We start from the raw sequence: 25,074 nt of genomic DNA, 5'->3' as shown, positions 1-25,074 counted from the left end.
TTAAATTGGCTATAACCAAAGCGTCAGGCCATTTTCTGGAACTTGTTTCAATCGTTCTGCTAATGTCTCTCCGTCGGGGAATACAAGGTTCGGTGTAATTTCTGCAAGTGGATAAAGCATAAATTCACGCTGTTTTAGCCCATAGTGAGGAATGGTCAGACGCTCAGTAGTGATGATTTGGTTGCCAAACAGCATGATATCTAAATCGATCGTTCTGGGCCCCCAGCGTTCATCTTTGCGGACACGCCCTTGTTCCAGTTCGATCGATTGGGTGTGATCAAGCAATGTTTCTGGTGATAATTGGGTTTCCAATGCGACGGCAAGGTTAAGGTAATCTGGTTGATCTTGTGGCCCCATTGGCTTAGTTCGGTAAAAAGATGATCGAACAACCAAAGTGGTATCAGGGATCTTTTTCAGAGCAGCAAGTGCGTTATCGACTTGCTGCAAAGGGTTGGCCAGATTACTGCCAATGGCGATATAGACTCGGGTCATATTAATCACCGTCCCTGTTTTGACGAGTAAATTTACCACGATGGCGTGTTTTGCGGCGAATGGGTCTGTTGCCCAGTTTTGCTATCATTCCGCGCTGCTGTGTCGGTGTTGACTGTTGGAATTCCGTCCACCATTGTACTAGCTCTTTCAGATCATTACGGGACTCAATATTGGCACGCAATTCCAGTAAATCATACGCTGCACGGAACTTCGGATGTTCCATCAGTCTATTCGCGTGTTTTCCGTGACGATTCGGCAGGCTAAGCTGAAGTAACCAGATCTCGCGCATGGTTGTGGTATGGCGTTTCGGTATCGCGATGGAGCCGCATTGTTTCATGCAAATATCATTTATTGCTACCGAAAAGGCTTCTTTATACCGTAATCCACTTTCCTGATTCAATTGTTCCGCATGTTCAATCATTGGATACCACAGCATGGCTGCAAATAAGAAAGAGGGGTTAACTCTCTTATCGTTTTGCAAACGAAAATCAGTATGTTTCAGCACTTGTACCAACAATTTCTCCATCGGTGTATCACCATGCTGGGTGAAACCACGTTGAATAAGTGGGAACAATGGCTGGAACAGATGATATTTTCGCAGCAGTCTATAGGTCTTGTAACCCTGTCCCGACTGTAACAGTTTCAGGGATTCTTCGAACAAGCGTGCTGGTGGAATATCTTTTAACAGAAATGCAAGACGCGAGATAGGCTCAGCAGTGGCTGGTTCGATGGTCATGTCCAGTTTGCTGGCAAAGCGGACAGCACGCAGCATACGCACGGGATCTTCCCGATAGCGGGTTTCTGGATCACCAATCAGGCGAATGATACCTGCGTTCAGATCTGCCATTCCACCAACGTAATCCCGCAGGGCAAAATCCTCAATGCCATAATAGAGGCTATTGATTGTGAAATCGCGACGAGCGGCGTCTTCTTCTACTGAACCAAAAATATTATCACGCAGTAACATGCCGCTTTGAGCTTTATGTGACTGATTCCGGTCATTACTTTCAATTTGATCATGTGGCCCACGGAAGGTAGCAACCTCAATCACATCAGGCCCGAACATGATATGGGCAAGGCGAAAGCGGCGGCCGACAAGGCGACAGTTACGAAACAGTGTACGAACTTGCTCGGGTGTAGCATTGGTTGCTATATCAAAATCTTTGGGTTTTTTATGCAGCAGTAGGTCGCGAACGCCACCACCGACCAGATAAGCTTCAAACCCTGACTTATTCAGGCGATTCAGAACCTTCAGGGCATTATCACTAATGTCTTTGCGTGAAATTGGGTGTTGCTCTCGTGGGATCACCGTGATCTGGGAGTCCGAAGGCTTTGCCTTTGCGGATTTTTTCTTCATTTTGTCGCTTTTGGCATATGATGAAGATGAATGATTATCCCTGCGACGTTTACGCAGAGAACTGCCCTCTATTTGAGCAGATTGGTCAGATACGGTGACTGGCCTTTCACTGACTGCCTGTGTGTTGCGTTTTACCCTGTTATCGCGGATTAGCAAATTACGGCAGAAAGTTGCTACTCGGTTAAAAATGGTACACCTCGATAGTGACTAATCAATTAAAACAAAAAAACAGCTGCCAATCATAACTTACTGAACATTTTTTGAGAATGCTTACAGTATCAATAGAAAGACTTTATTTAACTTTATCTATTAGCAATATTTTTTTGGCGGAACTGTGTATATATTCCAACCGACGATAGCCTGCTGTAGCAGTTGATCTGTAGTGAGATCCTGCCAGCCTGCAATAGTGGGTTGATTCAAGAATGATAACGCATCACTAATCAATAGCCTTGGATCATCCAATGGGATCGGTTGGGCATGATTTTGCTTAGAAAGTTTATTTCCCTCTTTATTTAGTACGAGAGGTAAATGCATATAATCTGGCGTTGTAAAATTCAAATGCTGATACAGAGATAGCTGACGAACCGTTGGTTCAATTAAATCCGCTCCTCTGACAATTTCAGTGACGCCTTGATAGTTATCATCAATAACAACGACAAGATTATAGGCGAATAAACCGTCTTTGCGATAAATAATGAAATCTTCCTCAGCCATTTCAGTGGACACAGTGATGTGTCCTTGCAATTTATCGTAAAAACCATAAACCGGATGGTGCTGTTTTATACGAACAGCTGCGTTATGATCAGGGAGGTGTAAATGTCGGCAATGACCATTATAAAAGCCGCCTATTTGTTGAATGTATTGGCGGGTACAGGTACAGCAATAGCTATCTCCTTGCTGTTTTAATTGATCGAGGATGGCGCGGTAAGCGTCATGGCGCTGGGATTGATAGAGCACTTCGCCATCCCAGTAAAGTCCGTAATGTTCAAGGGCTTTTAATATTCGGTCGGCAGCGCCGGGAACTTCCCGCGGAGGATCAATATCATCAATACGCACCAGCCATTTTCCGAGGCAGGCACGAGCTTGCAGATAACTACCCAGTGCAGTCACTAGGGAACCAAAATGGAGATCGCCGGAAGGAGATGGAGCGAAGCGCCCAATATATAACGAGGAATGTTCAGGTTGAGTCATAACAGGTTCAATATAGGGGCATACGGCGCCGGATAGCGCCGTACTTAACCCTATTCGTTAGCCAGCCATTTGCTTTTCGCGAATTTCGGCCAACGTCTTACAGTCAATACATAAATCGGCTGTTGGGCGAGCTTCTAAACGGCGGATGCCGATTTCAACCCCACAGGACTCACAATAGCCAAAGTCCTCGTCTTCAACTTTTTTCAGCGTTTTTTCGATCTTTTTGATCAATTTACGCTCACGATCCCGATTACGTAATTCAAGACTGAACTCTTCTTCTTGCGCCGCACGGTCAACTGGATCAGGGAAGTTTGCTGCCTCATCTTGCATATGAGATACAGTACGGTCTACTTCATCCCTGAGTTGATTGCGCCATGCTTCCAGAATCAGCTTGAAATGCTCTAACTGGGCATCGTTCATGTATTCTTCGCCTGGTTTTCCCTGGTAAGGCTCTACCCCAGCGATGGCGAGAATGCTCAAGGACGAGGTTTTACGTTTTTGCCCTTCTTGCATAATGCTTCTCCTTACACATGCACTATCACACGACCCCTCCAACAGTAGGAGGGAAAAAATAGGCCGCTATAAATAGCAGATGACTGCGAGGTTGGCAATTGTTCCTGCCATTAGTTTTGCAATGGTGTGAAGACAGACATGTTTACTGTCTAAATATGTTGCAAAACAACGCTCATCAGCATGATCTGTTTACAAATTATCCCATTGATACAAAAGGCAATTTGTCACCCAGAACCATCCTGTTTTCTGTCATGCAAGCCTTATAACAAATTACTTCGACTCCTGATTTACATGCTTGTTCCAAAAGAAAAGCATAATCATGGTCAATATGTTTTGCTGCCGCAACCTGACTGATCCCAGAATGTAAAACAGCAAATAACAAGATAGCACGCTGGCCTTGTTGTGCTATCAATGATAGCTCACGTAAATGTTTTTGCCCCCGAATTGTGACTGCATCAGGAAAATATCCATATTTTTCCTGTAATAATGTCACTGACTTGACTTCAATATAGCAATTAACTCTTTGTTTTGACTGTAATAATAAATCTATACGGCTTTTCTCTTTTCCATAGCCAATCTCACGACTAATGTGCTCATATCCAGATAATTCCGAAATAATATTTTTGTCGATGGCTTGATAGACCAAGTCATTGGCTCTGAGAGTATTGACACAAATCCAGTGACCATCTTGGGTTTGCGTCAATTCCCAGCTATTCGGGTATTTGCGTTTCGGATTATCTGATGTGGAATACCACACGGTATCTCCTGGCGTGGCACATCCTGTCATGGCACCAGTATTGGCACAGTGTATAGTGAGTGTTTCTCCTTCTGGCGTGAGGACATCCGCAAGAAAGCGTTTATAGCGGCGGATTAAGGTAGCAGGCTTCAGGGGCGGTGAAAATTCCATAAACTTTCCTTCATAACCAGTGGGCGAATGAAATCAAAGGTGCTAATGCTACAATGGCACCCATTGAAAGTTAATTCATTATGGTGATCCATTGTCATTACCAATTCATGACGTTGTGGAGTCAGTAATTGCTGAGTTACAAACGTCAAAACAAGTGTTATTACATGCGCCAACGGGAGCGGGAAAATCAACTGGGTTGCCATTGATGATTTTGCATCAGGCACAGTTGGCGGGGCGCATCATTATGCTGGAACCGAGGCGAATTGCTGCCCGCAGTGTGGCTGAGCGACTGGCTGAACAACTCAATGAACCTGTTGGTATGACCGTTGGTTATCGGATGCGCTCGGAGACCAAAGTCAGTGCTTCTACACGCCTTGAAGTCGTGACCGAAGGGATACTAACACGAATGCTTCAACAAGATCCGGAATTGAGTGATGTTTCTCTTGTAATCCTTGATGAATTCCATGAACGTAGTTTACAGGCCGATCTTGCATTGGCACTGTTACTGGATGTACAGGAAGGGTTGCGTGATGATCTGCGTATCTTGGTGATGTCTGCGACATTGGATAATCAGCGCCTTTCCTCGTTATTACCAGATGCACCTGTGATTGTGTCAGAAGGGCGTAGCTATCCGGTAATGAGATCATACCATCCACTTTCTCCTCATCAACCGTTTGAACAATCAGTTGCATCGGTAGTATTGCGGTTATTGCAGCAGGAGACGGGATCGTTGTTGTTGTTTCTGCCAGGTGTTGGTGAAATCCAACGGGTATTGTCGCAATTAGAAGGAAAGGTCAATGACGATACGCTTCTGTGTCCGTTGTATGGTGCATTGTCGTTATCAGATCAACGCAAGGCAATAGCGCCAACTCCAGTAGGTATGCGAAAGGTTGTGCTGGCTACCAATATTGCAGAAACCAGCTTGACGATTGAAGGTATCCGTTTGGTTGTAGACAGTGGGCTGGAACGTAGCAGTCGATTTGAACCGAAAAGTGGCCTGACACGCTTGATCACCCAGCGCATCAGCCAAGCATCAATGGTTCAACGGGCTGGACGCGCTGGACGATTGGAGACAGGTATTTGCTGGCACTTATTTAGTCAGGAACAAGCAGAAAGAGCCAGAGAACACAGCGAACCGGAGATCTTGCATTCAGATCTCAGTAGCTTGTTGCTTTCTTTATTGCAGTGGGGATGTCGTGACAGCACCCAACTTCGTTGGTTGGACAATCCACCAAAGCCTGCATTGGCTGTCGCGGAATCCCTGTTATTGCGGCTGGGGGCATTGGATGATAATCAGCAACTGACTTCCCGTGGCTGGCAAATGGCGGAATCTGGCAGTGAGCCGCGTTTGGCGGCGATATTATGTTCGGGTAAAGAGCGTGAGGAGAAGGAACAAAGCCGTGCAGCCTTGGTAACGGCAGTAAAATTGGTTGCGATTCTGGAAGAGCCACCACGTCGTAGGCAGCCAGATCTTCTTTATTGGATGATGACGAATCAGCGTCATTGGCAGCAACGAACCAATCAGCTTATCAGGAATCTTGCCGATAAATTTGCTGCAAATAGACAAGCAGATAAAAGTAAGAAACAGCGCGTTGAAAGCAATTCTGAAAACAATTCTGAAAACATCAGACTGGATCTTGTACCTGAGCTATTAGTGCAGGGATTCCCAGATCGGATCGCCAAAAACCGTGATAATCTTGGGCGTTTTCAGTTGGCCAATGGTTTGGGGGTGGCAATGGAACGTGAAGAGCCACTTTCGGGAGAGGCTTGGTTAGTTATTCCTTCATTTCAGCAAGGAAATAGCCATCCTGATGCCCGCGTTCTGCTCGCTTGTCCGTTGGATATTGAACAAACCATAAAGCAACATTCTCTTCTGTTTAGTGAAAATACAGCCGTTGAGTGGGATGAGAATAAAGGTTCACTACGGGCATGGAAGCGCTTGCAATGTGGGCGATTGATTGTCAAAGCACAGCCATTGGCAAAACCTTCAGAATCGGAATTACAGGAAGCCTTGCTGAACTGGGTTAGGCAGGAAGGCTTGTCGACGTTAAATTGGTCACAGGAAGCATTGCAGTTGCGCACTCGTTTGCAAAGGGCAACAGAATGGCTACCGGAAGTGGAATGGCCAGCGGTTGATGACGAAGCGTTGTTGAATTCCCTTGAAAAATGGTTGCTGCCTGCTTTGGTCGGTGTTGAGGATTTAAAGGGATTGCGCCAGATTGAGCTGTCATCTTGTTTGATGGGTTTGCTTGATTGGCAGCAACGGCAAATACTGGATAATGAATTGCCTACTAATTACACTGTGCCAACTGGGAGCAGGATCACTCTCCAATATTTCAGCGATAAGCCTCCTGTATTGGCAGTCAGAATGCAGGAAATGTATGGAGAACAGCAAAATCCAGTATTGGCGAAAGGACGAGTTCCGATTGTCATTGAGCTGTTATCTCCTGCCCATCGACCATTACAGATCACACAAGATCTCGCTGCATTTTGGCAGGGAACTTATCGTGAGGTGCAAAAAGAGATGAAAGGGCGTTACCCCAAACACTTATGGCCAGATGATCCTGCTAACACAGCACCGACGAGGCGTGTAAAAAAACATATGTAATTATTTGAAATCGTGTACTTGTGTAAAGTCATGTGCTTGTAAAATTATGCACTTGTGAAGTTATGAGCCTGTATTTAATGAACATTTGGAGAATTCGGTATGTCTGATGATGATCGTCAGCCAATCGGACGCAAGGGTAAAAAATCAGGACTTCGTCGTGGGCGAACATCTAAAAAACGCAATCGGCGGGATAATTATGATGATTATGAAAATGATGATTTTGACGACGATGAGGATGAAGTCATGACTAACAAGGGGAAGAACTCCCGCGGGTCTAAGGTTCGCCAATCTAAAAGCGGTGGGCACAGGTTTTTGTGGCTGCTGTTGAAAATTTTTATTGTACTGGCAGTACTCATTGTTATTTATGGCTTCTACTTGGATAACAAAATTCGCCATCGTATCGACGGCAAAGTCTGGGATTTACCGGCTGCGGTGTATGGTCGGGTGGTCAGCCTTGAACCGGGCATGAATTACAGTAAGGTCGAAATGATTCGTTTGCTGGAAGGTATGCAGTATCGGAAGGTAACCAAAATCACCCGGGCAGGTGAATTTGTGGTCAGGGGTAATAGTATTGAGATGCTACGCCGCCCATTTGATTTCCCTGACGGTAAAGAAGAGCAAATTCAGGCACGGCTGACTTTTGATAATAATCATCTTTCCAGTATTGAAAATATGGAAAACCATCGTCAATTTGGTTTTTTCCGCCTTGATCCAAAATTGATCACCATGATGCAGTCGCCGAACGGTGAACAGCGTCTGTTTGTGCCGTATTCGGGCTTTCCTGATTTACTGGTGAAGACTTTACTGGAAACAGAAGATCGCTATTTTTATGAACATGATGGCGTCAGGCCGCTTTCCATTGCCCGTGCTGTTTTAGCTAACCTGACGGCAGGACATACGGTTCAGGGAGGAAGTACTCTGACACAGCAATTGGTGAAAAACCTGTTTCTCTCCAATGAACGTACTTTGAGTCGTAAAGCGAATGAAGCATATATGGCGGTGCTGATGGATGCACGCTATAGCAAAGATCGTATTCTGGAATTGTACTTGAACGAAGTTTTTCTGGGGCAAAGTGGTGATGAGCAGATCCATGGCTTCCCGCTGGCGAGTTTGTACTATTTCGGGCGTCCGGTTGATGAGCTGAGTTTGGATCAGCAAGCGTTGCTGGTGGGAATGGTCAAGGGAGCCTCGTGGTATAATCCATGGCGCAATCCTAAGACTGCGCTGGAGCGACGTAATATTGTTTTGAAAATCCTCCAGGACCGAAAAATCATCGATCAGGAACTGTATGATTTGCTAAGTGCCCGTCCATTGGGTGTAAAACCGAAAAATGAATCGATTACACCGCAACCTGCTTTTATGCAATTGGTGCGTCAGGAATTGCAGGAAAAGCTGGGCGATAAAACCAATGACCTGTCAGGCGTGAAGATCTTTACTACCCTCGATCCTGTTGCACAGGATGCTGCGGAAAAATCCGTTGAAGAGGGCGTTGCTGCTCTGAGAAAAACACGCAAGGTTAGTGATCTGGAAGGGGCGATGGTCGTTGTTGACCGTTTCACTGGTGAAGTTCGTGCAATGGTTGGTGGTTCCCAACCACAATATGCCGGATTTAACCGAGCATTGAATGCCCGTCGTTTGATTGGTTCCTTGGCTAAACCAGCTACTTATCTGACGGCATTGAGTCAGCCGGATAAATATCGTCTGAACACTTGGCTGGCGGATGAACTTATCTCTATCCCTCAGGCGGGTGGCAAGCCTTGGGAGCCGAAAAACTTTAGTCGTACTTTTAGTGGGCGTGTCATGTTGATCGACGCGTTAGCGCGTTCGATGAATGTTCCGACAGTAAATTTGGGAATGGATATTGGGCTGGATCGTATTTCCAATACCTTAGTTTCATTGGGGATTCCTGCTAAAGAGATCCAAAAGATTCCTTCTATGCTGTTAGGGGCAATTAGCCTGACCCCAATGGAAATGGCGCAGGAGTTCCAGACCATAGCCAGCGGCGGTAATCGGGCAAAACTCTCAGCGTTGCGCTCTATTATTACCGAAGATGGTACAGTGGTTTACCAGAGCTACCCGCAGGCAGAGCATGTTGTACCGCCACAGGCTGCCTATCTGACACTATACGGTATGCAGCAGGTTATGGAGAGAGGTACAGGACGCTCACTGAGTGGTAAATATGGTAAATACACTCTGGCGGGTAAAACCGGAACGACCAATGATCTTCGCGATAGCTGGTTTACCGGCATTGATGGCAAAGAAGTAGCGGTTGTCTGGACTGGGCGTGATAACAATGGCCCAACCAAATTGACCGGAGCGACGGGCGCACTGACGATTTACCGTCGTTATCTGGAAAATGAAACACCATTGATGCTGAATAACCGTCCACCGGAAGGTATTGTGGATATGTCAGTCAATGAAGACGGCAGTTTCAACTGTGAGGGCGGCGGTATTAGGGTATTACCGGTTTGGACTGATGATCCACAGGGATTGTGTCAGCAATCTGTACAACAGCCCATAAAAGAGAATCAAGAAGAAGCTCCCGGCTGGCTGCGCGAGATGTTTGGTCAGTAACAGTCAGTAATAAGTTACTACTGATAGAATGCGGCTCCCTACCAAAAACGGGTAGGGGGCTTATACACAAGAGTTTTAAACTGCTACTTGCGGGGGGGTCTTCGGTGTTGTTCCCATGCTTGCAAATTCTTTTTGCTTAAGCCCTGTATGTGCACATATAGCCTTTACATCAGGAATGGCTAATTTAGTGATTTTTGTTGGCTCCAACTGTCCTTTGTGAATAGTCACAACCGCTTTAAGCTGGGATTTCTCCGCATTAGTTAGATTGTCTTGTAATCTTACTGTGTAAGACTTTAAAGTGCTGAAAAGAGCCTTTCCTATGGTTTTAACTTCAACATGTTGTCCATCAGTTATTTCATTTATATACTCTTCTTATTTTAAATTTCTATTTTTTTGGGTTTTTATTTTAGCTGTTCAGGTGATTTTAATATTGATATTCAATTAATTTTATTGGAATAAAAATAAGTTTTAATTTTTAGAGTAAGAAATTATTTAATGGAGTAAAACCAATGAACAGTATTGAATTAGGGGGACATGATATTTTGAATATCCTTATTTTATCCTTGCTTTTTATTATCGCTGCATTATTGCATGGCATTAGTGGGATCGGCTTCCCGATAGCCAGTACAACTGCATTAAGTCTATTTATGCCATTAAAAGAAGCGGTCGTATTAGCTTTATGGCCAACGTTATTGGTTAATGTCTTGAGTGTCATATTTGGCGGGAGGATTAGTAAGATATTATATAAATATGGATTATTGGCATTTTTTTCTCTAGTCGGCAGTTTTTTTGGTGCAAAACTTTTATTCTTAATGAATCCTGCCTACTTGCAATTATTATTGAGTGGCGTAATTGTATTTTACATTATTAATAATACGTGTAGCAGCCATTTTCATTTACCGGAAAATCCAATTATTTTGTCATTTTTTGGTTTAGCCGCTGGAATTATTGGTGGTGCAACTAATGCTATGTCACCTATCCTGATTATGTGCCTATTAGCAATGAGCAATGATCGCCATGAAATTGCGCGGGCAGCGAATTTGTGTTTTTTACTTGGAAAGATCAGTCAGTTATTGGTGTTACGTCATGAAGCATTTGAACTATTTTCCTCTGATTATCTATGCTCGGTAGTGATATTAACGGCTTTATCCCTGCTTTCCCTCTTTATCGGTACGCGCTTAAGATCCTGTATCAGTCTACAGCATTTTCGTTGGTTGGTGCTGATTCTACTAGGTATTCTGGCAATGGTGTCGACCATTCAGGCAATACGCACTTTGATATAAATATTTCTCAGATGCCACAGAATTGCGGCATCTGAGAAATATTTTATTTCAGTTTTGCGAAACAACGTTCTGCCGCATCAACTGTGCGCTGGATATCTTCATCTGAGTGAGCGATGGACATAAATCCTGCTTCAAACGCAGAAGGAGCTAGATAGATACCTTCATCCAGCATTAAGTGGAAGAATTGCTTGAAGCGTTCTACATCGCACTTCATGACATCCTGATAGCAGGTGATATTTTCCGCATCGGTAAAGAAAATACCGAACATACCGCCGACGTGGTTAACAACCAGAGGAATACCGGCTTCTGATGCCGCATTTTTTAAACCTGTAGCTAGTTTATCGGTCAGTTCGCTCAAGCGTTGATGAATACCCACTTGGGCAACTTCTTTTAGGCAAGCCAAACCAGCAGCCATAGCGATTGGGTTGCCAGAAAGGGTTCCCGCCTGATAAACAGGGCCTGTTGGTGCCAGTTTTTCCATGATTTCCAGACGCCCACCGAACGCGCCTACAGGCATACCACCGCCGATGATTTTGCCAAGAGACGTTAGGTCGGGCTTAACATCGTAGTACTCTTGTGCGCCACCCAGGGCGACACGAAAACCAGTCATCACTTCGTCAATAATCAGCAGGGTACCAAATTCATCACATAATTTACGCAGACCCGGCAGGAATTCTGGCTGTGGTGGAATGCAGTTCATGTTACCTGCGACGGGTTCGACGATAATACAGGCGATTTCTTCCGGATATTTTTCGAAGGCTTCACGAACGGAGTTCAGGTCATTGTAAACACAAGTCAGAGTGTGTTTAGCAAAATCAGCAGGAACACCCAGAGAGTTTGGTTGGCCGATAGTCAGGGCACCAGAACCAGCTTTTACCAGCAAACAATCGGCATGACCGTGGTAGCAACCTTCGAATTTAATGATTTTGTCACGTTGGGTATAACCGCGAGCCAGACGAATGGCGCTCATGGTGGCTTCTGTACCTGAGTTCACCATGCGCACCATATCCATGGAAGGCACCAGTTCGGTAACCAGTTTTGCCATTTCCACTTCAGCAGCAGTTGGTGCACCAAAACTTAATCCACGCTCAGCGGCTTCAATAACAGCATTGCGGATAGCAGGGTGGTTATGACCGAGAACCATCGGACCCCATGAACCAACATAATCAATATAAGCATTGCCATCAACATCATAAAGGTAGGCACCATCGGCACGTTGGATAAAGACAGGTGTACCACCAACACCGTTAAAAGCACGTACAGGTGAATTGACACCACCGGGAATTACGTGTTTTGCCTGAGAGTAAAGCGTTTCGGACTGGCTCATTAATAAAAGCTCCTGAAAGACAAAGGTATAGATATGGGAATGCCATTCTAAAGTACCCCGATGGGGAAGCCAAATCATCATATGGTGGGAAATATGGAGAGAGAAATATGTGCTGTTGCATTTGTGTGGCAAAACTTGAACGAATCAGTCAGGTATTAGATAATCGCGGCTAACTGATCAGAAAGCATAAAAACGACTTTCCGGGAATTTTTACCGGAAAACCGGACTGGAGTAAAAATATGAGCGATGATGCTACCCTGCCTTTGCAGTTTACTGATGCCGCAGCTAACAAAGTAAAAGTACTGGTTGCTGATGAAGATAACCCGAACCTGCGCCTGCGGGTCTATATTACAGGCGGTGGTTGTAGCGGCTTCCAGTATGGTTTCACTTTTGATGACCAAATGAACGAAGGCGATTTGACGATTCAGAAACAAGGAGTTGAGCTGGTGGTTGATCCAATGAGTCTGCAATATCTGGTAGGCGGTTGTGTGGATTACACGGAAGGATTGGAAGGATCCCGTTTTATCGTTACCAATCCGAATGCAAAAACGACTTGCGGTTGTGGCTCTTCTTTCAGTGTCTGAGTGGAACGTTAGCTGTTGTAATAAAATGTTGGTTGTTTTAATAAGATATTGGTTGTTTTAATAAATAGAAATAATGGCCTCCTTTTTGGGAGGCTATTTTGTAGCATCTATTGCAATGACGAAAGCCGTTCCCAGTGTTCCCAGCCATCCTAACGTTTCCCCTATGAATAGATTTAGTACTCGTTAATTATGAGGATAGCGAATGAGATTATTCGCCTGAGCAGTTGCTTTTTTCTCAGGATAATTTAACTGTTGACAAAGTTGCTCTGCCGCCAGAATAATCCTCGGCCCCGCGCGGCTAAACCAGTCATCGTTCAGTGCGATAATACTGACGTTCATTTGTGACTGCCAAAAATCCGCAACTCGCTGTTTTTGTTCTTCTGTTCCACCTATTACAATCATTTCTGGTTTGCGGGTAAGTACTTGCTCACGATTAACCTGCGGCCACGGAACGGGGCTGTCAGCAAAAATATTTTTACCACCACATACGGAGACAATTTCGCTTTGGATAGTGTGGTTGGATGAAGTAAAAATCGGATTCATACTAAATTGCAAGAAGACAGGCGTAGGATTCGGATTGGCATAATCTTGTTTTAATTTATTGAATTTATTTCTAATATCTGCGGCTGATTTTTTAGCTATTTCGGGATGTGGGCTATAGGCAGCAAGCCGTTCCAGTTCTGTGGTAACATCTTCTACTTTTTTTATATCAGAATAAAAAATCGGAATGCCCAAAGCAGCGAGTTGTTCCAGAGGGCGTTGAGGGTTACCGCCACGCCATGCCAGAATTAGGTCGGGTTTCAGGGCAATGATTCGCTCTACATTGATACCTTGCCAGTCAGCGATTTGCTCCAGCTTTTTAGCAGCTTCGGGATAATCGGAATAAGCGCTAACTGCGACTAGCTGATTGCCCAGCCCCGCAGCATATGCCAGTTCTGTCGTTGATGACGCAAGACTAATAACACGGGAAGCTGCTGCATAAAGTGGAGCATTGAAAACATACAAAAGGAATGAGAATGTTAGCCAAACGGATCGATGGGAGATTCTTTTCAAGAATGGTTTCATTATCAATGCTCCACTTTTAATCATGGTTTACTGTTTACTGTTTACTGATTTCGATCAGCATGGTATTGACCATCCGCGTGGATTCACGCGCCGCGACAACCAAAAACTCATCAAAACTGATATGGGATTCTTGATCAGCAACGTCAGAAATAGCACGAACGACAACAAAGGGGACTTTATATTGATGGCAAACATGACCAATGGCCGCAGCTTCCATTTCAACAGCAGCAACTTTCGGGAAAGTAGCCCGGATGCGTGCCAATGGTTCAGAACCATTGATAAAGGCATCACCGCTGCAAACCAGACCGCGAACGGCATTCAGATTGAGGGATTGGATGCATTTTTCTGCCAGAGTGATTAATTTATCGTCGGCAACAAAAGCAGGAGGGCATTGTGCCATTTGTCCCGGCTCATAGCCAAAGGCAGTGAGATCGGCATCATGGTAGCGAACTTCTTCGGAAACCACGATATCTCCCACTTTCAGCTTAGGGTCAAGCCCACCTGCTGAACCCGTGTTAATCACGATATCTGGCTGGCAATGTTCAATCAACAAGGTGGTTCCAAGTGCGGCAGAGACTTTGCCAATACCGGATTTTAACAAGGCGATATCCACGCCATTCAGCTTGCCGGTATAGATTTCACACCCACCTCGTGACAATGTTTGCAGACCTTCGATCTGGTCACGCAGCAAGGTCACTTCTTGTTCCATTGCACCTATTACACCTACTTTCATTGTGTCATACTCGCTATTAAAAGGCTGATTTAATCGGGAAGTGTATCATTGAATAGCCATTTACTAGAGATTCCAATTCTAAATAGTCATTTCATTTGGTATGGGGGATTAATGTCTAAGATTGATTTTAAGCAGAAGTTGAATTACCAACGTAAGTTCAGTAAATCTTCCATTCATTCCGATGATGAAGAGCAAGTAAACCGCCAGTTTGAAAGCGATCGGGGACGGATCATCAATTCAGCCGCCATTCGGCGTTTGCAGCAAAAAACACAGGTATTTCCTCTGGAACGTAATGCCGCTGTACGCAGTCGGTTGACGCATTCGCTCGAAGTACAGCAAATAGGACGATATATTTCAAAAACGATTATTGCGGAGCTGGCAAAGCAAAACTTATTGGAAAAATATGGGCTGAGTGATCGCTTACTTGCTTTTGAAAGTCTGATTGAAATGGCTTGCCTGATGCACGATATCGGCAATCCCCCATTTGGGCATTTTGGTGAGGCTGCAATTAGAGATTGGTTCTCCCGCCGATTGACTCCTGATTATTCACCTAAAACGGAAGGGTCGCGGGATACTTGTAAAGTCGCGGCGTTATGTCTGACGGGGGAAGAAAAAAAAGATTTATTCCGGCGGCAATTGCGTAAAGATTTATGCCAGTTTGAGGGCAATGCCCAAGCTATCCGTCTGGCACATAATCTGTTGCGCTTGAATCTCACTTATGCCCAGATTGGCTGTGTATTGAAATATACGTGTCCGGCCTATCGTCTGGAAGAAGCTCCGGCTGAATTCAGTTATCTGATGAAGAAAAAAGGCTATTACTGGTCAGAAGAGAGTTTTATCCGTGAATTGAGAAAAGAATTGCAAATGGGAGATTTTTGTCGTTTCCCGCTGACATACATTATGGAAGCCGCAGATGATATTTCATATTGCATTGCTGATTTGGACGATGCTGTTGAAAAGGGTATTTTCAATGTCGCTCAGTTGGTGGAATACCTGAAAAAAGAGTGGGAAGAAAATGGCGGGCACAAAAAGGGTGATTTGTTCGAATCTACAGTGGCACAAGCCTATAAGAAAACAGCCAATAACGAAGCTCGCCGTAATGCCCACGAACAGTTTTTCATGTATTTGCGGGTATTTATCACCGGGAAACTAGTGCCTTATACCGCTAAACTGTTTATTGAATATCTTCCAGAAATTTATGCAGGCACATTTAATCACGCCCTGTTGGAAGGAAATGGAGATGAACATCGTTTATTGAAAACCTTGAAAAGTGTCACACGTAAACGGGTTTTTAATCATCCTGAAGTGGAAGAATTGGAATTACAGGGATACCGGATTATTACCGGATTGTTGGATGTGTATAACCCTTTGCTGGAACTGTCCCGACAGGATTTCATGGAATTGAATCAGAATAATTTTCACAAAAAATACTTTATTGAAACGCGCCTGCTACACAAACTTTCGACCAAGCATCGTTTGGCTTATGGTGAGGCAGTGGAGGGAATTATTGCCACTGATGAAGCCGAAAAAGATATGATCGAATTTTATTATCGGGCACGTCTTATTCAGGATTATATCAGCGGCATGACAGACCATTACGCTTATGAAGAATATCGTAAGTTTATGGTCACAAAGTAACGGATTCGGTTGTCTTGGATAGTCTGGTGACTCTGAGTATGTCAGGAGCCGCTGCCATTACATGATTGATCTCGTCTATAAATTCCAGCAATTCTGGCTCCAGATCGGCCAGAGCAATGTCTTGTCGAAGTTGTTTTTCAACAAATTCGCAAATTGCTTTCAGTTTAGGGACACCGTTATAGCAGCAACTACCGTGCAATTGATGGACATGAAGCTGAAAGTGTTTGCGGGTTGCCTCTCCGTCAATGGTTAAGGCTTGTTCAATCATGTTCTTCATGTCGGGCAACGATTGCACCAGCATCCCCAGCATTTCCCGTGCTAATGACTCTTTCCCGGCGGTTTGTTCCAAAGCCATATCCCAATCAATGGCTTGTGGTTTTTTCTGCTGGCAATATTGGTTCAGCAATGTTTTTAAACGGTTTTCATCCAAGGGCTTGGAAAGACAGTCGATAAACGGTGTATTTTTTGCCTCATGGCAGGGAAAAGCTGTAACAGCAACAACGGGTGTCTCTTTATGTTGGGGTAAGTAATGGATCTGCTCAGATGTTTGGATACCATCCATATTTGCCATCTGGATATCCATCAAAATGAGATCCAGCGAATGTTTTCGCGCCATTTTCAGCGCTTCGATTCCGCTGCTGCACAGTAAGGTGTTTTCAACTAATTCATTCAGCAATGTGCCGATCAATTTCAGGTTAGCGGGGTTATCGTCCACAGCCATCACGGTCATAGGTAAACGCGGTGATGCCGAAGAAATTGGCAGATCTACTGGAAATGAGCCGAATAAGTATTCTTCTTTTTCCAGCCAGATATCAAAATAAAATACCGTGCCTTTAGCGATTTCACTGGTAAAGTCAATTTCTCCTTTCATTTCATTGACCAGCCGCTTAGTGATGCTTAATCCCAACCCGGTTCCCCCGTAATGACGGGTAATCCTCGCATCTGCTTGATTGAAGGCTTGGAATAGAATCGGACGATATTCCGGTTTGATACCGATACCGGTATCGGTCACGGTAAAACCGATCTGTACAAGATGATGTTGCTGCTGGTGTAATGTGATATCCAGCGTCACGCTGCCTTTGTCAGTAAATTTAATGGCATTGCCAATGAGATTAGTCAGTATTTGCTGCAAGCGGATGGGATCGCCAATCATCAGGTTGGGTAACTTTTCATTAATATGGTGATGCAGAGGAAGGTTTTTCACACTGGCAGCAGGAGTCAGCAGTTCAATAACTTCATTGACGGTATCCCGTAGTAGAAAAGGCACTTGATCCAATACCAGTTTATTGGATTCCAGCCGTGAGAAATCCAGAATGTCATTGATGATTTTTAGTAGATTATTGGCTGAGCGATCAATGACATATAGATATTCCATCTGTTGTGGCGTAATGGAGGTTTTTAACATCTGGCGGGTGAAGCCAATGACTCCATTAAGTGGTGTGCGTAATTCATGGGACATATTAGCCAGAAATTCCGTTTTGATTCTGACTGCCTCTTGTGCACGTTTTTTAGCGATAGTCAGCTCAACATTTTGGATCTCTAACTGCTCCATCGTAATTTGCAGGTCGGAAGTCGCTTGATCAATATGTAATTGCATCTCGTTTTTATATTTAGACAACGATTCCGCCATCGTATTGATACCATTCTGCAGAGCAGTCAACTCCCCAGGCATGGCACCGGTTATTCGACTGTTCAATTGTCCTTGCCGGATGCGGTTAACCGCTTTTACCATGCACTCCAGAGGCTCTGTGACTTTACGTACCAGAATATGGGCAAACAGAGCTGTTCCCCCGAGACTGAGGATTAACAGCATGATAGAAGTGGTAATGGTTTTGTATTGCTGAAGTTGTGCAGCTTGTAGATCCAAATCAATGGCAATATATCCGATAGGTTCACTATTGTTGGTCGTATTGAACCATTTATGGGAAGAGGTGGTTTCCGGGATAATCGGCATTTTCAGGATGATGCTGTTACTATCCTCTTCCTTCGTCAGTTTTGTCGGAATAGGGGCATTTGGACTGAGCCGTAGCTGATTCACATCATATTTGTCATTAGAAATTTCAAATAATTTATGCCGCTCATCAAAAATGGCAATGACCTTTACAATTTCAGAATTATGGCGATGCAGGTTATTTATCAGTGAGTTGACTCGCTTGCGATTGTCCAGATTAATGCCAATTTCGCTGGCGATGGACAACGGTTCAATAATACTGATCCCGCTGAGGACTATCAGCTTCTTCAACTCGTAATAGCGGTATGAGATAAATGATATACTTACAAGCGTTCCGACCAGTAAAACAGGAACCAATATCAGGCTCATCATACGGGTGCGTAGGCTATATTTGGTCATAGGCGTCCATTGTGGGAAAATCAAAACTCAATTTTTCAAAGTCAGTCAGAATCATGGTGCAATTTTACTCCCCAAATCGCTGCTTCGTAAACCGAGGCATTATTTCCGTTACCGCAGATAATCTTGATGCACAAGGGCAAGGCATTGCTCGTCATCAGGGAAAAACTATTTTTATTCCAGGATTATTGCCGGGTGAGCAGGCACAGATCCAACTGACAGAGGAAAAACGCCAATTTGCTAAGGCTAAAGTAGTGAAGAGGCTCTCAGATAGCCCGCATCGTGTAGATCCCCATTGTCCACACTTTAAAGTGTGTGGCGGATGTCAGCAGCAGCACGTTACCACTGAGCTACAAGTTAACACTAAGGCCAGTGTACTGGAACACTTGATCCAGCGGGAAACGGGTGTCAGTATCAGCGCACATCCCATTATTCACAGTCCGGAATATGGTTATCGGCGCAGAGCCAGACTCGGTCTGCAATATCACACCAAACAACGCAATTTATTGATGGGATTCCGCCAGAGCCAGACCAACGATTTGGTCAATATTAAACACTGCCCTGTTATGCGTCCTGAATTGGAACAATTATTGCAGCCGCTGCATCAGTGCCTGAATAGTCTGAATGCAGTAAAACGCTTGGGGCATGTGGAGTTGGTATTGGCTGACAGTGGCCCATTAATTGTGCTGCGCCATCTTGATCCACTTAAGCATGAAGATAAGGAAATACTGTGCACTTTTTCGGTGCAGTACAATGTAGCGTTTTATCTGCTTGGTGATGAAAAATCCCTTGAGCCATTAATAGCGAGGCAACCAGCACCGTGGTATCAGGTGGATGGGTTAAAACTGGTATTCAGCCCACAAGATTTTATTCAGGTTAATGATGAAGTTAACCAACAAATGGTGGCACAGGCGTTGGCATGGCTGGATTTACAACCAACAGACAGGGTATTGGATCTGTTTTGTGGCATGGGGAATTTTACTTTGCCGATTGCCACTAAAGTACAGACAGTAGTTGGTGTGGAGGGGGTTACTGCGCTGGTGGCGAGTGGGCAATATAACGCCCGGCTCAATGAACTTAATAACGTTGATTTTTTTCATGAAAATCTGGAATCAGATATTCACCAGCAGCCTTGGGCCGCACAAGGGTTCAATAAAGTGCTTCTGGACCCCGCTCGCGCTGGTGCGGCGGGTGTTATGGTACATATTGTAAAACTGGCTCCCGAAAAAGTGGTTTACGTTTCCTGTAATCCCACGACACTGGCACGGGACAGCAAAGTCTTGCTGGAGGCTGGTTATCATCTAGTCAGTGTGCGGATGTTGGATATGTTTCCGCACACAGGCCATCTGGAATCCATGGCTCTATTTAGTAGTGGGCTAATGGATATCGAGTAGGGAGAAATTATGGTTGCGGTAAGAAGTGCGCATCTCACACCGGCAGGTGAATTTGCTGTTGATAAGTGGATCGCAAGTTTAAACATCACTAACCCACAATCCAGTGAAAAATTGGTCAAAACCTGGCAATACTGTCACGAAAAAGTCCAAGGTCACCCCGATGCGGAACTGTTGTTATGGCGCGGTGTGGAAATGGTGGAGATCCTGTCCACATTGAGCATGGATAATGACAGTATGCGCGCTGCGCTGCTCTTTCCCATCCTTGATGCTAAGCTACTCGATAGCGAAACAGTGACAGAAACATTTGGTAAGACCATCACGAATTTGGTGAATGGTGTATTGGAAATGGACGCCATTCGCCAACTGAAAGCCACTCATACTGACTCTACTTGTTCGGCACAGGTTGATAATGTTCGTCGGATGCTGCTGGCGATGGTGGAAGATTTTCGCTGTGTGATTATCAAGCTGGCAGAACGCATTGCCCACTTGCGGGAAGTGAAAGATGCCAGTGAAGATGAGCGAGTGCTGGCAGCCAAAGAGTGTTCCAATATCTATGCTCCCCTTGCTAATCGGCTGGGAATTGGGCAGCTAAAATGGGAACTGGAAGATTTTTGTTTCCGTTACCTGCATCCCGATGAATATAAGAAAATTGCCAAGTTGCTGCATGAGCGCCGAATTGATCGTGAACAATATATCGAAAAATTTGTGACAAAAATGCGTAATTACATGCTGAAAGAAGGGATCAGCGTTGAAATTTATGGGCGTCCGAAGCACATTTACAGCATTTGGCGCAAAATGCAGAAGAAATCTCTGGCCTTTGATGAATTATTTGATGTGCGTGCTGTGCGGATTGTCGTCGATCGTTTGCAGGATTGCTACGCAGCATTGGGGATAGTACATACTCACTATCGTCATTTGCCGGATGAATTCGATGATTACGTTGCCAATCCGAAACCGAATGGTTATCAATCCATTCATACCGTTGTCTTGGGACCGAACGGTAAAACTCTTGAAATCCAAATCCGTACTCGTCAGATGCATGATGATGCGGAACTTGGAATAGCGGCGCATTGGAAATATAAAGAAGGCACTGCGGTTGGCGGTGGTAAATCCGGCAGTTATGAAAGCCGTATTGCATGGCTGCGAAAATTGATCGCATGGCAGGAGGAAATGGCGGATACCGGCGAGATGCTGGATGAAGTGCGCAGTCAGGTATTTGATGATCGCGTTTATGTCTTTACGCCAAAAGGGGATGTCATTGATTTGCCAATTGGCTCTACGCCGTTGGATTTTGCTTATCATATTCACAGTGATGTCGGTCATCGCTGTATTGGGGCAAAAATTGGCGGACGTATTGTACCGTTCAGCTATCAGCTTAAGATGGGCGATCAGATTGAAATCATCACTCAAAAGCAGCCTAACCCAAGCCGTGACTGGTTGAATCCTAACCTCGGTTATGTGACGACCAGCCGTGGACGCGCGAAAATCCACAACTGGTTCCGCAAGCAAGATCGTGACAAAAACATCATTGCGGGTCGCCAAATGCTGGACAATGAATTGGCACATTTAGGTATCACGGTCAAGGAAGCGGAAAAAGAACTGATTGCCCGTTATAACGTCCATTCGCTGGAAGAAGTGCTGGCAGGCATTGGTGTCGGTGATATCCGCATCCATCAGTTAACAAACTTCCTGCAAAACAAATTCAACAAAACCACAGCAGAAGAAGAGGATCGCGAAGCGCTTCGCAATCTGGAGAACAAAACCTATACACCACGCAATACAAGCAAAGATAATGGCTGTATTGTCGTTGAGGGGGTTGGCAACTTAATGCACCACATTGCTCGTTGCTGTCAGCCTATCCCTGGTGATGAAATCATTGGATTCATTACTCGTGGGCGGGGAATCTCCATTCACCGTGCTGATTGTGATCAACTGGCGGAGCTTGAAGCTAGTTCACCGGAGCGGATAGTCGAAGCGGTATGGGGTGAGAGTTATTCCACGGGCTATTCACTTGTGGTAAGAGTCCTTGCCAATGATCGCAGTGGATTATTGCGTGATATCACGACCATCCTCGCCAATGAAAAAGTCAATGTATTGGGCGTCAGTAGCCGCAGTGATGTTAAGCAACAGCTTGCGACCATTGATATGAACATTGAGATTTATAACTTGCAAGTGCTTGGGCGGGTATTGGCTAAGCTCAATCAGTTACCTGATGTGATTGAAGCCAGACGTTTGCACGGTAACTGAGTAAAGCAGTAATTAAAGCAATAATTGATTAAAGCATGGATTAAGATGAAACCTATCTCTATTGAACGACTGAAGGGGATTATGGCGCAGTTGCGCCATCCCCAGAACGGCTGTCCCTGGGACAAAGTACAAACCTCTGCGATGATTGCCCCTTATACGCTGGAAGAAACTTATGAAGTGCTCGATGCGATTGAGCGCAATGATGCTAACGCCCTGAAAGAAGAATTGGGGGATTTGCTGTTTCATATCGTGTTTTATGCCCAAATGGCTCAAGAGCAGCAACAATTCGATTTTGACGATATCTGTGAGACGGTGTGTGACAAACTGGAACGCCGCCATCCCCATATTTTCAATCAGCAAGCAGGTATCAGCAGCGAAGAGGCGATAGGAAGTTGGGAACAGCGCAAAACCGCAGAAAGGGCAGAAAAAAATCAGCATTCAGTGCTGGACGATATTCCTGCCAGCCTGCCGGCTCTAATGAAAGCCTATAAGATCCAGAAGCGCTGTGCTTCGGTGGGTTTTGATTGGGATACACTTGGGCCAGTGCTGGACAAAGTCTACGAAGAAATTGATGAAGTAATGGACGAAGCGAAGCAAGCGGTGGTTGATAAAGACCGATTGGAAGAAGAAGTGGGTGATTTGCTGTTTTCGGTAGTCAATTTATCCCGTCATTTGGGGCATAAACCGGAGATGGCACTACAAAAAGCCTGTCAAAAATTTGAAAACCGTTTCCGCAATGTCGAAAAACTGATCCTAGACAAAGGCTTGTCATTGGAAACTGCTACAATGGATGAGATGGAAGAAATGTGGCAGCGGGTGAAAAATCAGAAGGTATAGCGCTGCAATCACGCAAAAATATACGGAAATAGTGAGAAGGATGTCAATTAAATGGCTGAATAACCTAAGTTGTGTGAAAAAATTTCATACTAATAACTCAATGAATTTAAAGAGAAAGAAGTGTGGTTTTTTCTGGGGGTTGCTGATTATGTGGCACTTTACCCTGTTTAGATGGTTTGTAGCGAAATTAAGGTTAGGGTATACTGCTTTCCCGTCCTGTTATATTCATCATCCTTTTAAACCTAAACTTCAGGTTCAGCATGAAAACTAATTATATTTTTGTGACCGGCGGGGTCGTATCCTCACTGGGTAAAGGCATTGCCGCAGCCTCTTTGGCGGCTATACTCGAAGCCCGTGGACTCAATGTCACTATTATGAAACTGGACCCGTACATCAACGTCGATCCAGGCACAATGAGCCCAACCCAACACGGGGAAGTTTTCGTTACCGAAGACGGCGCTGAAACTGATCTTGATTTAGGTCATTACGAACGTTTCATCCGAACTAAAATGACACGCCGTAACAACTTTACGACGGGTCGTGTCTACTCTGAAGTGTTGCGCAAAGAACGCCGCGGCGATTATTTGGGTGCAACCATTCAAGTCATTCCACACATCACCAATGAAATCAAAGACCGTATCATTCGTGGTGCAGAAGGCCATGATGTTGTATTGGTGGAAATCGGCGGTACTGTCGGTGATATCGAATCCTTGCCATTCCTCGAAGCCATTCGTCAGATGGCGGTGGAAGTGGGTCGTGAAAACACACTGTTCATGCACCTGACTCTGGTGCCTTATATGGCAGCTGCGGGCGAAGTGAAAACCAAGCCGACTCAGCATTCCGTAAAAGAATTGCTGTCGATTGGTATTCAGCCGGACGTGTTGATCTGTCGTTCGGATCGTATTGTTCCAGCCAATGAGCGGGCAAAAATTGCGCTTTTCTGTAACGTACCAGAGAAAGCAGTTATCTCTTTAAAAGATGTTGATTCTATTTATAAAATCCCAGCCCTCTTGAAATCTCAGGGCTTAGATGATTATATTTGTAAACGATTCAGCATCGAGCGTCCGGAAGCGGATCTGTCCGAATGGGAACAGGTCATTTATGAAGAAGCTAATCCATCTGGTGAAGTTACCATCGGGATGGTGGGCAAGTATGTTGAACTGCCAGATGCTTATAAATCAGTGATTGAAGCATTGAAACACGGCGGACTGAAAAATCGTCTGACCGTCAACATCAAGCTGATCGATTCACAGGACGTCGAAACTCGTGGTGTTGATGTGTTGAAAGATCTGGATGCGATTCTGGTACCCGGTGGCTTCGGTGGCCGTGGTATCGAAGGTAAGATCATGACTGCACGCTATGCCCGTGAGAACAAGGTTCCATACTTGGGAATTTGTCTGGGTATGCAGGTTGCCCTGATTGAATTCTCTCGCAACGTTGCGGGTCTGGCAGGAGCGAATTCTACTGAATTTGAGCCTGAATGTAAGTTACCGGTTGTTGGTTTGATCACTGAATGGCGTGATGAGAACGGCAACGTAGAAGTACGTAGTGAAGAGAGCGATCTCGGTGGAACGATGCGTGTTGGTGGCCAGTTGTGCCATCTGACTGAAAACAGTCTGGTACGTAAACTCTACGGTCAGGATGACATCATTGAGCGTCATCGCCACCGTTATGAAGTGAACAATTTGTTGTTGAAACGTATTGAAGATGCAGGCTTGCGTGTTGCTGGCCGTTCAATCGACACCAAACTGGTGGAGATTATCGAGAACCCAGCGCATCCGTGGTTTGTGGCGTGTCAGTTCCACCCAGAATTCACTTCAACGCCTCGCGATGGTCATCCGTTATTTGCTGGCTTTGTTGAAGCCGCAGGCAAATATCAGAAAGGCCAGTTGAAATAAGATATGGGGCAATGGATTGGAGTTAAGCTAATCGCTTTTAACATAATCGCTTTAGTTTCAATCTGTTGCCCGGAATTTA

Annotated in this window: 18 protein-coding genes; 9 read left to right on the top strand and 9 right to left on the bottom strand. The window is 44.9% G+C overall.

Annotation, left to right across the window (positions count from 1 at the left end):
* Positions 1 to 9 precede the first annotated feature (9 nt).
* From folK to sfsA, 5 genes are all read right to left on the bottom strand, one after another.
* Positions 10 to 492, bottom strand: a complete 483-nt coding sequence (gene folK, locus BM135_RS03410) for a 2-amino-4-hydroxy-6-hydroxymethyldihydropteridine diphosphokinase (protein WP_092517835.1) — start codon at positions 490 to 492, stop codon at positions 10 to 12.
* A 1-nt stretch (position 493) separates the two neighbouring features.
* Positions 494 to 1,849: a polynucleotide adenylyltransferase PcnB gene (gene pcnB, locus BM135_RS03405; protein WP_217644284.1), complete on the bottom strand. Its 1,356-nt coding sequence runs from the start codon at positions 1,847 to 1,849 to the stop codon at positions 494 to 496.
* A gap of 309 nt (positions 1,850 to 2,158) precedes the next feature.
* Positions 2,159 to 3,040 carry a tRNA glutamyl-Q(34) synthetase GluQRS gene (gene gluQRS / locus BM135_RS03400; RefSeq protein ID WP_092517833.1) on the bottom strand — a complete coding sequence of 294 codons (882 nt, stop codon included), beginning with the start codon at positions 3,038 to 3,040 and terminating at the stop codon, positions 2,159 to 2,161.
* A gap of 57 nt (positions 3,041 to 3,097) precedes the next feature.
* Positions 3,098 to 3,553 (bottom strand): RNA polymerase-binding protein DksA, encoded by a 456-nt coding sequence (dksA, locus tag BM135_RS03395; RefSeq protein ID WP_092517832.1) that lies wholly within the window; start codon positions 3,551 to 3,553, stop codon positions 3,098 to 3,100.
* Positions 3,554 to 3,749: 196 nt separating this feature from the next.
* Positions 3,750 to 4,460: a DNA/RNA nuclease SfsA gene (gene sfsA / locus BM135_RS03390; RefSeq protein ID WP_092517831.1), complete on the bottom strand. Its 711-nt coding sequence runs from the start codon at positions 4,458 to 4,460 to the stop codon at positions 3,750 to 3,752.
* A gap of 91 nt (positions 4,461 to 4,551) precedes the next feature.
* Here sfsA and hrpB point away from each other — a divergent pair, with 91 nt between their 5' ends.
* From hrpB to BM135_RS03375, 3 genes are all read left to right on the top strand, one after another.
* A complete protein-coding gene (gene hrpB / locus BM135_RS03385; protein WP_175485931.1) occupies positions 4,552 to 7,068 on the top strand; it encodes an ATP-dependent helicase HrpB in 2,517 nt (838 codons plus the stop codon).
* 99 nt (positions 7,069 to 7,167) lie between these two features.
* Positions 7,168 to 9,642 carry a bifunctional glycosyl transferase/transpeptidase gene (mrcB, locus tag BM135_RS03380; protein ID WP_092517829.1) on the top strand — a complete coding sequence of 825 codons (2,475 nt, stop codon included), beginning with the start codon at positions 7,168 to 7,170 and terminating at the stop codon, positions 9,640 to 9,642.
* A gap of 509 nt (positions 9,643 to 10,151) precedes the next feature.
* Positions 10,152 to 10,925 (top strand): sulfite exporter TauE/SafE family protein, encoded by a 774-nt coding sequence (locus BM135_RS03375; RefSeq protein ID WP_092517828.1) that lies wholly within the window; start codon positions 10,152 to 10,154, stop codon positions 10,923 to 10,925.
* Between the two features lie 43 nt (positions 10,926 to 10,968).
* Here BM135_RS03375 and hemL read toward each other — a convergent pair whose 3' ends face one another.
* Positions 10,969 to 12,252 (bottom strand): glutamate-1-semialdehyde 2,1-aminomutase, encoded by a 1,284-nt coding sequence (gene hemL / locus BM135_RS03370; RefSeq protein WP_092517827.1) that lies wholly within the window; start codon positions 12,250 to 12,252, stop codon positions 10,969 to 10,971.
* 239 nt (positions 12,253 to 12,491) lie between these two features.
* Between hemL and erpA the strand changes: the two genes are divergently transcribed.
* Positions 12,492 to 12,836, top strand: a complete 345-nt coding sequence (gene erpA / locus BM135_RS03365) for an iron-sulfur cluster insertion protein ErpA (protein WP_092517826.1) — start codon at positions 12,492 to 12,494, stop codon at positions 12,834 to 12,836.
* 183 nt (positions 12,837 to 13,019) lie between these two features.
* On the opposite strand, the gene btuF is transcribed toward erpA, so the two are convergent.
* Both btuF and mtnN read right to left on the bottom strand, forming a co-directional pair.
* The gene (gene btuF / locus BM135_RS03360; protein WP_092517819.1) at positions 13,020 to 13,901 is read right to left on the bottom strand and encodes a vitamin B12 ABC transporter substrate-binding protein BtuF; all 882 of its coding nucleotides are present in this window, start codon (positions 13,899 to 13,901) and stop codon (positions 13,020 to 13,022) included.
* 34 nt (positions 13,902 to 13,935) lie between these two features.
* Entirely contained in the window at positions 13,936 to 14,634 is a 699-nt protein-coding gene (gene mtnN / locus BM135_RS03355; RefSeq protein ID WP_092517817.1) for a 5'-methylthioadenosine/S-adenosylhomocysteine nucleosidase, read from the bottom strand.
* A 111-nt stretch (positions 14,635 to 14,745) separates the two neighbouring features.
* Between mtnN and dgt the strand changes: the two genes are divergently transcribed.
* The gene (gene dgt / locus BM135_RS03350; RefSeq protein ID WP_092517815.1) at positions 14,746 to 16,272 is read left to right on the top strand and encodes a dGTPase; all 1,527 of its coding nucleotides are present in this window, start codon (positions 14,746 to 14,748) and stop codon (positions 16,270 to 16,272) included.
* Here the strand turns inward: dgt and BM135_RS03345 are convergent.
* Positions 16,262 to 18,622 carry an ATP-binding protein gene (locus BM135_RS03345; RefSeq protein ID WP_092517813.1) on the bottom strand — a complete coding sequence of 787 codons (2,361 nt, stop codon included), beginning with the start codon at positions 18,620 to 18,622 and terminating at the stop codon, positions 16,262 to 16,264. The genes dgt and BM135_RS03345 overlap by 11 nt on opposite strands.
* A 53-nt stretch (positions 18,623 to 18,675) precedes the next feature.
* On the opposite strand from BM135_RS03345, the gene rlmD reads away from it, so the two are divergent.
* From rlmD to pyrG, 4 genes are all read left to right on the top strand, one after another.
* Complete coding sequence (gene rlmD, locus BM135_RS03340; protein ID WP_092517964.1) at positions 18,676 to 20,013, top strand: 23S rRNA (uracil(1939)-C(5))-methyltransferase RlmD; 1,338 nt, start codon at positions 18,676 to 18,678, stop codon at positions 20,011 to 20,013.
* Between the two features lie 9 nt (positions 20,014 to 20,022).
* Positions 20,023 to 22,260, top strand: a complete 2,238-nt coding sequence (gene relA / locus BM135_RS03335) for a GTP diphosphokinase (RefSeq protein ID WP_092517811.1) — start codon at positions 20,023 to 20,025, stop codon at positions 22,258 to 22,260.
* Between the two features lie 45 nt (positions 22,261 to 22,305).
* On the top strand, positions 22,306 to 23,097 hold the full coding sequence (gene mazG / locus BM135_RS03330; protein ID WP_092517809.1) for a nucleoside triphosphate pyrophosphohydrolase: 792 nt from the start codon (positions 22,306 to 22,308) through the stop codon (positions 23,095 to 23,097).
* A gap of 260 nt (positions 23,098 to 23,357) precedes the next feature.
* Positions 23,358 to 24,995: a glutamine hydrolyzing CTP synthase gene (pyrG, locus tag BM135_RS03320; protein WP_092517796.1), complete on the top strand. Its 1,638-nt coding sequence runs from the start codon at positions 23,358 to 23,360 to the stop codon at positions 24,993 to 24,995.
* Positions 24,996 to 25,074: the final 79 nt, after the last annotated feature.

It is taken from the genome of Xenorhabdus japonica (assembly GCF_900115195.1).
In the GTDB taxonomy this organism is placed as follows: Bacteria; Pseudomonadota; Gammaproteobacteria; order Enterobacterales; family Enterobacteriaceae; genus Xenorhabdus; species Xenorhabdus japonica.
This window is presented reverse-complemented; position numbering and strand designations above follow the sequence as displayed.

Bases quoted from the DNA above. Each gene is read 5' to 3' on its own strand.
- sfsA (WP_092517831.1), bottom strand. From the start codon at position 4,460: ATGGAATTTTCACCGCCCCTGAAGCCTGCTACCTTAATCCGCCGCTAT.
- rlmD (WP_092517964.1), top strand. From the start codon at position 18,676: ATGGTGCAATTTTACTCCCCAAATCGCTGCTTCGTAAACCGAGGCATT.
- erpA (WP_092517826.1), top strand. From the start codon at position 12,492: ATGAGCGATGATGCTACCCTGCCTTTGCAGTTTACTGATGCCGCAGCT.
- btuF (WP_092517819.1), bottom strand. From the start codon at position 13,901: ATGAAACCATTCTTGAAAAGAATCTCCCATCGATCCGTTTGGCTAACA.
- hemL (WP_092517827.1), bottom strand. From the start codon at position 12,252: ATGAGCCAGTCCGAAACGCTTTACTCTCAGGCAAAACACGTAATTCCC.
- dgt (WP_092517815.1), top strand. From the start codon at position 14,746: ATGTCTAAGATTGATTTTAAGCAGAAGTTGAATTACCAACGTAAGTTC.
- pcnB (WP_217644284.1), bottom strand. From the start codon at position 1,849: ATGAAGAAAAAATCCGCAAAGGCAAAGCCTTCGGACTCCCAGATCACG.
- mazG (WP_092517809.1), top strand. From the start codon at position 22,306: ATGAAACCTATCTCTATTGAACGACTGAAGGGGATTATGGCGCAGTTG.
- mtnN (WP_092517817.1), bottom strand. From the start codon at position 14,634: ATGAAAGTAGGTGTAATAGGTGCAATGGAACAAGAAGTGACCTTGCTG.
- BM135_RS03375 (WP_092517828.1), top strand. From the start codon at position 10,152: ATGAACAGTATTGAATTAGGGGGACATGATATTTTGAATATCCTTATT.
- gluQRS (WP_092517833.1), bottom strand. From the start codon at position 3,040: ATGACTCAACCTGAACATTCCTCGTTATATATTGGGCGCTTCGCTCCA.
- dksA (WP_092517832.1), bottom strand. From the start codon at position 3,553: ATGCAAGAAGGGCAAAAACGTAAAACCTCGTCCTTGAGCATTCTCGCC.
- relA (WP_092517811.1), top strand. From the start codon at position 20,023: ATGGTTGCGGTAAGAAGTGCGCATCTCACACCGGCAGGTGAATTTGCT.
- folK (WP_092517835.1), bottom strand. From the start codon at position 492: ATGACCCGAGTCTATATCGCCATTGGCAGTAATCTGGCCAACCCTTTG.
- BM135_RS03345 (WP_092517813.1), bottom strand. From the start codon at position 18,622: ATGACCAAATATAGCCTACGCACCCGTATGATGAGCCTGATATTGGTT.
- mrcB (WP_092517829.1), top strand. From the start codon at position 7,168: ATGTCTGATGATGATCGTCAGCCAATCGGACGCAAGGGTAAAAAATCA.
- pyrG (WP_092517796.1), top strand. From the start codon at position 23,358: ATGAAAACTAATTATATTTTTGTGACCGGCGGGGTCGTATCCTCACTG.